The sequence below is a fragment of the Pseudomonas sp. HTZ2 genome, assembly GCF_033173945.1.
GTDB lineage: Bacteria > Pseudomonadota > Gammaproteobacteria > Pseudomonadales > Pseudomonadaceae > Aquipseudomonas > Aquipseudomonas guariconensis.
In genome coordinates this window covers 3,369,451-3,381,075 of record NZ_CP137332.1, presented here as the reverse complement: position 1 = coordinate 3,381,075, position 11,625 = coordinate 3,369,451, and the positions used below count along the sequence as shown (strand labels likewise).

The following is an 11,625-nucleotide window of genomic DNA, read 5'->3' as shown; positions in this document are numbered from 1 at the left end:
TCATGAACTTTCTGGTGGACTACCCCTGCCGCGACGCAAGGGATATGTCACAAGGCAGTCACGGCAACGGTTTATCCTGAGCTTGAACCTGATGAGGAGACAGGAAATGAGCCTGCAACATGGCAGTGAAACACCCAAGGCCCCCAACCCACCACAACCTCAGGTCTGTGGTTCGATCATCGATGCACAGGGGCGGGAAATCCCGATCACCGAGCAGATGATCCAGAAGGCCTGCAAGGACCTGGAGCAAAGCCGGGTCGAACGCGTTAAAAAGGCCTGAGCCAAGCATTCCTTACAACCCGGCGCATGCGCCGGGTTTTTATTTGCACGCCCGTTGGTGTCTGCTCGAAACCCGCTTGAAGGAAAAGCCCCCTTCGAAAGCCTCCCTCTGGCAATGGAAACGCCGCAGTTTCAACCTGCCGAATCAGACCAGCACACCACCCAGCGCGCAGACCATCTGCGCCAATTGCGGCGCCTCGCCACGCAGGTGTACCGCCAGCCCTTCGATCTCCCGCCGCTGTGGGTAGTGCTTGCGCAACAGGTCGAATGCGGCGCGCTGTTGAGCGGGGTCTTCGCTCAGGCTTCGACGAAAATCGGCGTCGTCCCGACGCGGGTCATAGACCGCACGGCACAGCGTCGCCAATGCCCAGGCCGGGTCACAACTGGCGTCCAGATCGATCTGCGCCAGCGCCGGGGCAGGCAGTAGTTCAGACAATTGCACCTGCTCCGGCTCCCCCCGCCAGCGGCAGAACGCCTGATAGATCTGCGCCGTACCCCGTTGCTTGCCGTCCAGGCTGTAGCCGGCGATGTGCGGCGTGGCCAGGGTGCACAGGTCGGCCAGGTCGAGGCTCACCTGAGGCTCGCCCTCCCACACATCGAGCACCGCGTGCACGTCCTCGCGATCGAGCAGCAGCTCGCGCAGGGCCTGATTGTCCACCACCGGGCCACGGCTGGCATTGATCAGCCAGGTACCAGGGCGCAGGCGCGCCAACTGATCGGCGCCCAGCAAGTGCCAGGTGGGGTACTCGCCATCGCGCTGCAGTGGAGTGTGCAGGCTGATTGCATCGCAGGTTTGCAGCAGAGTGTCGAGGCTGACGAAGTCCCCACCTTCCCGCGCCTGGCGAGGTGGATCGCAGACCAGCACTTTCCAGCCCAGGCCATGCAGCACCCGCACCAGGCGCTCACCGACCTGCCCTGCGCCGACGACGCCATAAACCCGCTCGCTGAGCTTGGCACCGTCGAGCTCGGCCAAGGTCAGCAAGCTGCCCAGCACGTAATCCACAACGCCACGGGCGTTACAACCTGGTGCACTGCTCCAGTGAATGCCTGCTTGGGCAAAGTAGTCCAAGTCCAGGTGATCGGTGCCGATGGTGCAGGTACCGACGAAACGCACCTGGCTGCCTTCGAGCAGTCGCCGGTCGACCTGGGTCACTGAACGCACCAGCAGCACATCGGCGTCCTTGACGCAGGCGGCGTCGATGCTGCGGCCTGGGTAGCGGCGAATCTCGCCGAACCCGGCAAAGAAAGCATCGAGCAGCGGGATATTCTCGTCGGCAACTATCAGCATGGCGCTCTCCTGTGAGGGGAGCGCAGTGTAGGCCCTATTGCGGTGCGCGATCCAGGCTCAGTCGGCCTTCTTGCGGATCCAGTACAGGTAGGTGCCGGCCTGCTCCTGCTGCTCCAGCAGCTCATGGCCCAGGAAGTTGCAGAACTTGGGGATGTCGCGGCGGGTGGAGGGATCGGTGGCAATGACCTTGAGCAGGCCACCGGCCGCCAAGTCACGCACGTGCTGGTGCAGCATCATCACCGGCTCCGGGCAGTTCAGGCCGGTGGCATCGAGGATGGCGTCAGGGGTGAATTCGGTCATGGGGGGGCTCCACAAATGATGGGGCATTGTCGCGCATCGGACGACGGGGTCCAAGAGGGCCGAGCCAGCTCCACGACGGTGGGCGCTGGCCAGGCCTGTGGTCGATCAACGCGACTTGAGGTCCAGCCGGCGCAGATGACAAGTGACTTCTTCGCGGTCGTGGTAGAGCTGCTTGCAGGCGATCGATACCTTGACCTTGCGCGCCTTGAAGCCTGCCTCGATCCGGTCGAGCAGGCGGCGTACTTCGCCATAGCGCTGCTTCATCGGCAGCTTGAGATTGACCACCGCCTCGCGGCACAGCCCCTCCCCCAGCCAGGTCTCGATCAGCGAGGCAGTGCGCGCAGGCTTCTCGACGATGTCGCAGACCATCCAATCCACGGTGTGTTTGGGCTGCCAGGTGAACCCATCGGCCATCAGGTGCTGGACCAGACCGGTTTCCATCAGGCTTTCTGCCATTGGGCCGTTGTCGATGGCCGTCACCAACATGCCCCGCTTGACCAGCTGATAGGTCCAGCCGCCCGGCGAGGCACCCAGGTCCACGCCGGTCATGTCGTCGTTCAGCCGCAGGTCCCACTGCTCGCGTGGGATGAACTGGTGCCAGGCCTCCTCCAGCTTGAGGGTCGAGCGGCTGGGCGCTTCGCGAGGAAACTTCAACCGCGGGATACCCATGGGCCACAGGGCCGAATTGTTCGACTCGGCCAGGCCAACGAACACCCGGCGCCCACTGATGAAGGTCAACAGCAGGCGCGGCCCTGCGGCATTCTCGACCAGGCGCCCGGCCTTGTGCAGGGCCTTGCGCAACGGCACTTCGAATTTACGGCAGAAGGTCGAGAGCTCCTTGCCCTCGTTGCTGTCGAGCACCTCCAGCCACAGGCTGCCGAACACCGGGTAATCGGCCAAGTGTTCGAGCAAGACGCTGATCCGGTCGCTCTCCGGCAGTTCGACGAACGCGCCCCGTGCCCACTGGCGGGGGAAGATCAGTCGCTCGAAACGCAGTTCACGCATCAAGCGCTCGCCGCCATCGGGCTCTGCACAGACGAACTCGGCGCAGGCATTCTGCGGCTTGCCCCGGGCGTAGCCGGCAATGCCCAAGAGGGCGGCGTGTTCGCTGATTTCGGCGCAGACCTCGCCCTCGAAACCGGGCCGGCAATGCATGAACAGGGTATTCATCTTTCACTCCACGTCGCTGGCCTGGATCGCCAGCCTTGATCCGGCGCAAAGCAGGCGCCGGCAGGGCGGCGATGATAAAGGAAGATCGGAACCTGCGACATGCCCCACCTGTCCAGAAGTGGGTCAGGACCGGCAAACCAGTCTACCCTGACCATTCAGCCAGGTCCGTTGCGTACGGGCCGTTACAGAGCGGTGATACCGGCATCCACTGGCTTGTGTGGCAAGTCCGCACACTCGAAGCGGGAATGACCGGACACCGGCGCAGAAGGAGTTGGCAATGCCCTCGCTCGATAGCCTGAAGACCCTGAAGACCCTCAAGGTGGCCGACCACACCTATCATTATTTCAGCCTCGCCGAGGCTGCCCGGCAGCTCGGCGACCTGCAGCGTCTGCCCATGTCGCTCAAGGTACTGCTGGAGAACCTGCTGCGCTGGGAAGACGGCAAGACCGTCACCGGCGATGACCTACGCGCCCTGGCCGGCTGGCTGGGCGAGCGTCACTCGGATCGGGAAATCCAGTACCGCCCCGCACGGGTCCTGATGCAGGACTTCACCGGCGTGCCCGCGGTGGTCGATCTGGCTGCCATGCGCGCCGCCATGGCCAAGGCCGGTGGCGATCCGCAGCGGATCAACCCGTTGTCCCCGGTGGATCTGGTGATCGATCACTCGGTGATGGTCGACCGTTACGCCAGTCCCGCCGCCTTTGCCCAGAACGTCGACATCGAGATGCAGCGCAACGGTGAGCGCTACGCCTTCCTGCGCTGGGGCCAGAGCGCCTTCGACAATTTCCGCGTGGTGCCGCCGGGCACCGGCATTTGCCACCAAGTCAACCTGGAGTACCTGGGCCGCACCGTCTGGACCCGTGAAGCCGACGGCCGTACCTATGCCTTCCCCGACACTCTGGTCGGCACCGACTCCCACACCACCATGATCAACGGCCTGGGCGTGCTCGGCTGGGGTGTGGGCGGCATCGAGGCCGAAGCGGCGATGCTTGGCCAACCGGTGTCGATGCTGATTCCCGAGGTGATCGGATTCAAGCTGACCGGCAAGCTGCGCGAGGGCATCACCGCCACCGACCTGGTGCTGACCGTCACCCAGATGCTGCGCAAGAAGGGGGTGGTGGGCAAATTCGTCGAGTTCTACGGCGATGGCCTGGCCGACCTGCCCTTGGCCGACCGCGCCACCATCGCCAACATGGCTCCGGAGTACGGCGCCACCTGCGGGTTCTTCCCGGTGGACCAGGTGACGCTCGATTACCTGCGTCTTTCGGGGCGTCCGGAAGAGGCAGTGCAGTTGGTCGAAGCCTATTGCAAGGCCCAGGGCCTGTGGCGTGTGCCCGGTCATGAACCGGCTTTCAGCGATACCCTGTCGCTGGACATGCACGATGTCGAAGCCAGCCTGGCCGGACCCAAGCGCCCACAGGACCGGGTGGCCTTGTCGCAGGTCAGCCAGGCCTTCGAGGGCTTCATCGAACTGCAGCCCAAACCGTTGGCCAAGGAGGTCGGACGCCTGGAAAGCGAAGGAGGCGGCGGTGTGGCCGTGGGCAATGCCGACCAGGCCGGGGAAATCGACTATACCCATGACGGCCAGACCCACACCTTGCGTGACGGCGCAGTGGTGATCGCCGCCATCACATCCTGCACCAACACCTCCAACCCCAGCGTGATGATGGCGGCCGGCCTGGTAGCCAAGAAAGCCGTCGAGAAAGGCCTCACCCGCAAGCCTTGGGTGAAAAGCTCCCTGGCTCCGGGTTCCAAAGTGGTCACCGACTACTTCAAGGCAGCCGGCCTTACGCCTTACCTCGACCAACTCGGCTTTGCCCTGGTCGGCTACGGATGCACCACCTGCATCGGCAACTCCGGCCCATTGGATGACGCCATCGAGCAGGCCATTGGCAGCGCCGACCTCACGGTGGCCTCGGTGCTCTCGGGCAACCGCAACTTTGAAGGCCGTGTGCACCCGCTGGTCAAGACCAACTGGCTGGCCTCTCCGCCCCTGGTGGTGGCCTACGCCCTGGCCGGCAGCGTGCGCACCGACCTGACACGTGACCCACTGGGCATCGGCAAGGATGGCCAACCGGTATTCCTTCGCGATATCTGGCCCAGCCAGCAGGAAATCGCCGAGGCCGTGGCCAAGGTCGACACCGCCATGTTCCACAAGGAATACGCCGAAGTCTTCGCCGGCGATGCCCAATGGCAAGCCATCGAAGTGCCTCAGGCGGCCACGTATGTCTGGCAGGACGACTCCACCTACATCCAGCATCCACCGTTCTTCGACACGATCGGCGGCCCGCTGCCACAGGTCCGCGATATCCAGGGCGCTCGCATCCTGGCGCTGCTCGGCGACTCGGTGACCACCGACCACATCTCCCCGGCAGGCAACATCAAGGCCGAAAGCCCCGCCGGTCGCTATTTACGCAGCAAGGGCGTGGAGCCAAGGGACTTCAACTCCTACGGCTCACGACGCGGCAACCATGAGGTCATGATGCGGGGTACTTTCGCCAACATCCGCATCCGCAACGAAATGCTCGCCGGCGAAGAGGGCGGCAACACCTTGCATGTACCCAGCGGCGAGAAGCTGTCGATCTACGACGCGGCCATGCGCTACCAGGACGAAGGCACCCCGCTGGTGGTGATCGCCGGCCAGGAGTACGGCACAGGCTCCAGCCGCGACTGGGCCGCCAAGGGCACCAACCTGCTGGGTGTCAAGGCTGTGCTGGCAGAGAGTTTCGAACGTATTCACCGCTCCAACCTGGTGGGGATGGGCGTGTTGCCGTTGCAGTTCAGGGCCGGCGAAAACCGCAAGACCCTTGGGTTGACCGGCAAGGAGCGCATCGACGTACAGGGCCTCACCGACGCGCAGCTGCGCCCCGGCATGACTCTGGCGCTGCGTATCACCCGCGAGGACGGGCAGCAGCAGCAAACCGAAGTACTGTGCCGGATCGACACCCTGAACGAAGTGGAGTACTTCAAGTCAGGCGGCATCCTGCACTATGTGCTGCGCCAGCTGATCGCAGCCTGATCGGACATCGGGGCGCCTGAGCCCCATCACCGACGCGAACCCAGGTGGTGTCCTGAGCGCCACCTGGGCAGTCGAAAGGATTTCGACGACGTCATGACAAGGAATTCGCATGTATCCGCTTTCCTGGCCCGCACTGATCCCGCTCTGTTTCGGTTACGGCCTGGCCTTGATCCATGGCAGCCTGGGCCTGTCCAGTCTGCCCACCTTTGGCGCCCTGATCTGCGCCGCCCTGCTGGCGCACCGTGCGGTGCGCTGGCAACAAGTGGCGGGGCACGTGCTGTTCATCGTCCTGGCCATCGCCTTGGCAGTGCACTGGCTACCTGGCTTCCAGGGCGCCAAGGTGATCGACCAAGCGACCTTCAGCGACGGCGCCCTGCCCTTTTCCATGTACCTGAATCTCGACAAGCCGTTGATCGGCTTCTGGCTGTTGTTGACGTGCCCATGGGTGCTGGCCTGGCGCGGGGCCGCTTGGAGCACCAGTCTGGCATTCATCCTGCCGCCTACCGTGCTCGTGTGCCTCGGCGGCGCTTGGGCGCTTGGTGTAGTGACCTGGGCACCGAAATGGCCGGATCAGGCTTGGCTCTGGCTACTGAACAACCTGCTCCTGGTCAGCCTCACTGAGGAGTTGCTGTTCCGTGGCTACATCCAAGGTGGCTTGCAACGGCTATTGGGCCATGAGTCTCTGGCGCTGTTCGCCGCCGCATTACTGTTTGGCCTGGCCCACCTGGGAGCGGGATGGCAGTGGTTCTGCCTGGCCAGTCTCGCCGGCATCGGTTACGGCCTGGCTTACCGCCGGGGCGGGTTGATGGCGGCGGTGCTTTGCCATTTCGGTCTGAACCTTGTCCACTTTGCAGGCTTTAGCTATCCGATGCTGGCACTTGGCTAAACAATCGGTCATGATCGGACCAGCGCGTCACAAAACCGTAAAAAATCGGCAATATAGACGCCAATTGATTGGAAAAAACCGAATTTCTTTACTCAAGCCTGGGTGCCATTCATTGCGCCAGATCAAGTAAATTAAATAAACATTCAATAAAACCGGCGGCTGGCCGATACGGATTCAAAGCCTTGCGGATTGAACCTCATGCGTAACAACCAACCGATTACCCAGAGAGAGCGGACGTTTCCTGCTGAACAGCGGTTGATCTCCACCACCAACGCCAAGGGGGTGATCACCTACGTCAACGATGCGTTCATCGATATCAGCGGCTTCTCCCGCGAGGAACTGACGGGAGCGCCTCACAACTTGGTCCGCCACCCCGATGTGCCATCGGCGGTGTTCGCCCACATGTGGCAAACCCTCAAGCAGGGCCTGCCGTGGATGGGGATCGTCAAGAACCGCTGCAAGTCTGGCGATCACTACTGGGTCAACGCCTACGTCACGCCCATCTTCGACAATAACCAGGTAGTCGGTTACGAGTCGGTGCGGGTCAAGCCCACGGCCGAGCAGATCCGCCGCGCCGAGGCGTTGTATCAACGCATCAACCAAGGCAAGCCCGCGATTCCACGCCGCGACAAGTGGCTGCCTGTCCTACAGGATTGGCTGCCATTCATCCTGGTCAGCCAGATCGGCTTCTTGATCGGCAACTGGCTCGGCCACTCCTGGGGGTTCGCCCTGGCTGCCGGCCTGTCGGTGCCGCTGGGCCTGCTCGGCCTGAGCTGGCAACAGCGCGGCCTCAAGCGCCTGCTGCGCCTGGCCGAACAGACCACTTCCGATCCATTGATTGCACAGATGTACACCGACAGCCGGGGTGTACAGGCGCGCCTGGAAATGGCCATGCTCAGCCAGGACGCCCGCATGAAGACCTGCCTGACTCGCCTGCAGGACAGCGCCGAGCAACTCAGCGACCAGGCACGCGAGTCCGACACTCTGGCCCATCAGAGCTCCACCGGCCTGGAGCGTCAGCGAGTCGAGACCGAGCAGGTCGCCGCCGCAGTCAACCAGATGGCTGCCACCACCCAGGAGGTGGCCAACCATGTGCAGCGCACCGCCGATGCGACCCAAGAGGCCAATCGACTGACCAGCCAGGGTCGGCAGATCGCCGGAGAAACCCGCGAGGCCATTTCTCGCCTTTCCCAAGCCGTCGGCGAAACCGGGCAGACCGTCACCCAACTGGCTAAGGACAGCGACGAGATCGGCGGCGTAGTCGATGTGATCAAAGGCATCGCCGATCAGACCAATCTGCTGGCCCTCAACGCCGCCATCGAGGCTGCCCGTGCAGGTGAGATGGGTCGTGGCTTCGCGGTCGTGGCCGATGAAGTCCGCCAGCTGGCTCAGCGCACCGCAGAGTCCACCGGGCAAATCCACAACCTGATCGCCAAGTTGCAGCAGACCGCCAGCAATGCGGTGCAGACCATGGAGAATGGCCATCGTCAGGCCCAGGAAGGCGTGGAGCGGGTGATGGAGGCTGACCAGGCCCTAATAGGTATCAGCGAAGCAGTGGCCAACATCACCGACATGGCCACCCAGATCGCCGCGGCCACCGAGGAGCAAACCGCTGTGGCCGACGAGATCAGCCGCAACATCAGCACCATTGCCGATCTGGCCGACCAGACTGCCGAACAGGCCCAGCGCTCTGCCTTGCTCAGTGAAGAGCTGACCAGCACCGCCGGTAGTCAGTACTCACTGGTGGAACGCTTCAACCGCTGATGCACGTCGGCGCATGCCCGTCTCTACAGGTGCATTACCAACCTGTAGGCGCGGGCTTGCCCTCACCCCGACAGATTTCACCAATCCAGCGAGAGTCGGCTCTCGAAGTAACGCATCTCCCCAGTCAGGGGATCCTGGAAACGCAAACTGTGCGCCAGCAGCTTCAAGGGGCGTTGGTAGTCGTCCTCATCCTTCGAAAGCTGCGGATAGAACGGGTCATTGCAGATACCGGCACCCAACGCCGCCATATGCACCCGCAATTGGTGCGTCTTGCCTGTCACCGGTGAGAGCCCGTAGCGCCACAGCTTGCCGTTCTTCTCCAGCACTTCGGCAAGGGTTTCGCTGTTCTCCACACCGTCCACCTCATGCATGCGGAAGAAGGGTTCGCCATGCACCAGGCGGCTACGGTGCACCAAAGGGAATTCGCGCTCAGGCAGTGCCGCCGCTATGGCCTGGTAGCGTTTGTCGATACGCCGCTCGGGAAACAGCCGTTGATAGGCGCTGCGGGTCTGCGGATTGGCGGAAAACAGCACCAGGCCCGCGGTATGCCGGTCGATGCGGTGCAACGGCACCAGATGCGGGTTATCCAGACGGCGGATCAGGCGGCGCAGCAAGGTCTGTTCGACGTATTCGCCGGTCGGCGTGACTGGCAGAAAATGCGGTTTGTCCGCGACCACCAGATGCTCATCGACATGCAGGATCGACTCCTGTACGGGAATCGGCTTTTCATTGAGCACTTCGCGAAAGTAGTGCAAGCGCATGCCCCGACGGTAGGGAAAGTCCGCCGCAATGGGCTGCCCTTGTGCATCCAGCACCCGCCCCCGGGCGAAGCGGTCCAACCACTGTTCACGATCGATCCCCTTGAAGTGCTCGCACAGGCAATCGAGCACGGTTTGCCAGGAGCCCGGAGGCAGGCAGACAGTACTGGCTTGCTGATGGGCAGGGTCGAAAGGTGCGGTCATGACAGGGCTCGGGAATTCAAAGGCGGGCATTATCCCCCATGGCTACAGGCTCAACCAGCCTTGGCCTGCAGTTCAGTGCGCTCCTTGAGCCAGCGCAGTACTTGCACTGGCTCCCAGCGGGCGGGATCGTAAAGGGCATAGATCAGCCCCTGGTAACCCACCACATCCAGCGCACGGTGATAACCCGCGCGCTGGAACAACGCCTCGATCTCAGCGAAACAGGTGTTGAAATGGACTTTGCCGAACGGAGTCCGGTCGTCGGTCACCAAGCCTTCGAGGCGCAGTTCCAGCACGGCCTCGCATACCTGCTCGGGCGGCATGCGATTGACGCTGTACTTCAGTTGCTCGACGTTGAACATGGGCGAATCCGTATACTGTATTTATATACAGCATACGGATTCGCCCAAGCCTGCGTCAACGGCTCACCCCAGAAACGCCACGACTTGCTCGGCATCGAACGGCCAGCCCAGCTCGGCGCCGGTATCGCACCGGCGAAGTACCGGAATGCGCAGCCCATAGCGCTCGAACAGCGCCTCGCTTTCAGCGATATCGACCAGCTCCACCAACAAGCCATGCTCGATGAACGGCATCAGCATGGCCTCGGCGACTTCGCACAGGTGGCACCCCAAGGTGCCGAACAGTTGGCATTCAGGCAGCATGGACACGCCTCGAGTCTGCGGGAACGGGATACCCATTCTAGGACCATGCTTGCTCCCGCGCATCTGACGCGCGTCAATCTTGATTGGTCGCCCCGATGCGGTGCAGCGACAAGTCTGCGCCTTGGAATTCCTGCTCATGGCTAAGACGCAGCCCGTGTACCCGCTTGATCAGGCCATAGACCGCAAAACCACCAGCCAACGCCACGATGACGCCCGCCAGGCTGCCCACCAACTGACTGCCCAGACTGACGCCCCCCATCCCGCCGAGGGCCATCTGCCCGAAAATGCCGCAGGCGATACCGCCCCAGAGGCCGCATAGGCCATGCAGCGGCCAGACCCCGAGGACATCGTCGATCTTCCAGCGGTTCTGCGCCGCGGTGAAGCACCAGACGAACAGCACGCCAGCGATCAAACCCGTGGCCAGCGCTCCGACAGGGTGCATGACGTCCGAACCGGCACACACAGCCACCAATCCGGCCAGCGGGCCGTTGTGCAGAAAGCCCGGGTCGTTACGCCCGGCCAGCAAGGCCGACAAGGTGCCGCCGACCATGGCCAGCAGCGAGTTGATCGCCACCAACCCACTGACCCCTTGCAGGGTCTGGGCGCTCATGACGTTGAAGCCGAACCAACCGATGATCAGGATCCATGACCCCAATGCCAGGAATGGAATGCTCGACGGTGCGAAGGCCACCAGGCGCCCTTCGCGATAGCGCCCACGGCGTGCACCGAGCAACAGCACCGCCGCCAGCGCCAGCCAGCCGCCCATGGCATGCACCACCACCGAGCCGGCAAAGTCATGGAACGGTGCTCCGAAGCGCGCTTGCAACCAAGCCTGCAGCCCGAAGTTGCCGTTCCATACCACGCCTTCGAAGAGCGGATAGACCACCGCCACGATCAAGGCCGTGGCGCACAGCTGCGGCACGAAGCGAGCGCGCTCGGCAATGCCGCCGGAGATGATCGCCGGGATCGCCGCCGCAAACGTCAGCAAGAAGAAGCATTTGACCAATGCATAACCGTGGTCGTCGGCCAGCGTTGCGGCGGGCTGGAAGAAGCTCACGCCATAGGCCACCCAATAACCCACGAAGAAGTACACCAAGGCCGAGACCGCGAAGTCGCTGAGGATCTTCGATAAAGCGTTGACCTGATTCTTGTGACGTACGGTCCCGACCTCCAGAAAGGCAAATCCCGCATGCATGGCGAGCACCAAGATGGCGCCCATGAGGAGGAACAAGGTATTGGAGCCGTGAACGAGGGAGTCCATCGCGCTGTGCATGTTTTCCATGAATAGGCAGACCTGC

General features: G+C 62.9%; 11 protein-coding genes. 4 read left to right on the top strand and 7 right to left on the bottom strand.

The features are described 5' to 3' along the window. Positions 1 to 106: 106 nt before the first annotated feature. Complete coding sequence (locus R6G97_RS15675) at positions 107 to 280, top strand: PA1571 family protein (protein WP_167358070.1); 174 nt, start codon at positions 107 to 109, stop codon at positions 278 to 280. A 144-nt stretch (positions 281 to 424) separates the two neighbouring features. Here the strand turns inward: R6G97_RS15675 and pdxB are convergent, their stop codons facing one another. The 3 genes from pdxB to rlmM form a co-directional block, all read right to left on the bottom strand. Further along, positions 425 to 1,567: a 4-phosphoerythronate dehydrogenase PdxB gene (pdxB, locus tag R6G97_RS15670; RefSeq protein ID WP_102081932.1), complete on the bottom strand. Its 1,143-nt coding sequence runs from the start codon at positions 1,565 to 1,567 to the stop codon at positions 425 to 427. A gap of 57 nt (positions 1,568 to 1,624) precedes the next feature. Next, complete coding sequence (gene tusA, locus R6G97_RS15665; protein ID WP_043206710.1) at positions 1,625 to 1,867, bottom strand: sulfurtransferase TusA; 243 nt, start codon at positions 1,865 to 1,867, stop codon at positions 1,625 to 1,627. A 105-nt stretch (positions 1,868 to 1,972) separates the two neighbouring features. After that, entirely contained in the window at positions 1,973 to 3,037 is a 1,065-nt protein-coding gene (gene rlmM, locus R6G97_RS15660) for a 23S rRNA (cytidine(2498)-2'-O)-methyltransferase RlmM (RefSeq protein WP_317847202.1), read from the bottom strand. A gap of 277 nt (positions 3,038 to 3,314) precedes the next feature. Between rlmM and acnA the strand changes: the two genes are divergently transcribed. The 3 genes from acnA (at position 3,315) to R6G97_RS15645 (ending at position 8,706) form a co-directional block, all read left to right on the top strand. Further along, positions 3,315 to 6,056, top strand: coding sequence for an aconitate hydratase AcnA (gene acnA, locus R6G97_RS15655; protein WP_090343865.1), 2,742 nt, complete (start codon positions 3,315 to 3,317; stop codon positions 6,054 to 6,056). A gap of 109 nt (positions 6,057 to 6,165) precedes the next feature. Next, positions 6,166 to 6,942 carry a CPBP family intramembrane glutamic endopeptidase gene (locus tag R6G97_RS15650; protein ID WP_043206713.1) on the top strand — a complete coding sequence of 259 codons (777 nt, stop codon included), beginning with the start codon at positions 6,166 to 6,168 and terminating at the stop codon, positions 6,940 to 6,942. A gap of 198 nt (positions 6,943 to 7,140) precedes the next feature. Then, positions 7,141 to 8,706, top strand: a complete 1,566-nt coding sequence (locus R6G97_RS15645; protein WP_043206714.1) for a methyl-accepting chemotaxis protein — start codon at positions 7,141 to 7,143, stop codon at positions 8,704 to 8,706. 77 nt (positions 8,707 to 8,783) lie between these two features. On the opposite strand, the gene R6G97_RS15640 is transcribed toward R6G97_RS15645, so the two are convergent. The 4 genes from R6G97_RS15640 to R6G97_RS15625 form a co-directional block, all read right to left on the bottom strand. Next, a complete protein-coding gene (locus R6G97_RS15640) occupies positions 8,784 to 9,668 on the bottom strand; it encodes a pseudouridine synthase (protein WP_102081933.1) in 885 nt (294 codons plus the stop codon). Positions 9,669 to 9,718: 50 nt separating this feature from the next. Beyond that, on the bottom strand, positions 9,719 to 10,027 hold the full coding sequence (locus R6G97_RS15635) for a transcriptional regulator (RefSeq protein ID WP_070573380.1): 309 nt from the start codon (positions 10,025 to 10,027) through the stop codon (positions 9,719 to 9,721). Positions 10,028 to 10,090: 63 nt separating this feature from the next. Continuing rightward, complete coding sequence (locus R6G97_RS15630) at positions 10,091 to 10,327, bottom strand: glutaredoxin family protein (protein ID WP_043206719.1); 237 nt, start codon at positions 10,325 to 10,327, stop codon at positions 10,091 to 10,093. 73 nt (positions 10,328 to 10,400) lie between these two features. After that, positions 10,401 to 11,609, bottom strand: a complete 1,209-nt coding sequence (locus R6G97_RS15625) for an ammonium transporter (RefSeq protein WP_090343860.1) — start codon at positions 11,607 to 11,609, stop codon at positions 10,401 to 10,403. Positions 11,610 to 11,625: the final 16 nt, after the last annotated feature.

What these genes read in the sequence shown, in the direction of transcription:
- R6G97_RS15675 (WP_167358070.1), top strand. Translation starts at nt 107, where the DNA reads ATGAGCCTGCAACATGGCAGTGAAACACCCAAGGCCCCCAACCCACCA.
- pdxB (WP_102081932.1), bottom strand. Translation starts at nt 1,567, where the DNA reads ATGCTGATAGTTGCCGACGAGAATATCCCGCTGCTCGATGCTTTCTTT.
- tusA (WP_043206710.1), bottom strand. Translation starts at nt 1,867, where the DNA reads ATGACCGAATTCACCCCTGACGCCATCCTCGATGCCACCGGCCTGAAC.
- rlmM (WP_317847202.1), bottom strand. Translation starts at nt 3,037, where the DNA reads ATGAATACCCTGTTCATGCATTGCCGGCCCGGTTTCGAGGGCGAGGTC.
- acnA (WP_090343865.1), top strand. Translation starts at nt 3,315, where the DNA reads ATGCCCTCGCTCGATAGCCTGAAGACCCTGAAGACCCTCAAGGTGGCC.
- R6G97_RS15650 (WP_043206713.1), top strand. Translation starts at nt 6,166, where the DNA reads ATGTATCCGCTTTCCTGGCCCGCACTGATCCCGCTCTGTTTCGGTTAC.
- R6G97_RS15645 (WP_043206714.1), top strand. Translation starts at nt 7,141, where the DNA reads ATGCGTAACAACCAACCGATTACCCAGAGAGAGCGGACGTTTCCTGCT.
- R6G97_RS15640 (WP_102081933.1), bottom strand. Translation starts at nt 9,668, where the DNA reads ATGACCGCACCTTTCGACCCTGCCCATCAGCAAGCCAGTACTGTCTGC.
- R6G97_RS15635 (WP_070573380.1), bottom strand. Translation starts at nt 10,027, where the DNA reads ATGTTCAACGTCGAGCAACTGAAGTACAGCGTCAATCGCATGCCGCCC.
- R6G97_RS15630 (WP_043206719.1), bottom strand. Translation starts at nt 10,327, where the DNA reads ATGCTGCCTGAATGCCAACTGTTCGGCACCTTGGGGTGCCACCTGTGC.
- R6G97_RS15625 (WP_090343860.1), bottom strand. Translation starts at nt 11,609, where the DNA reads ATGGAAAACATGCACAGCGCGATGGACTCCCTCGTTCACGGCTCCAAT.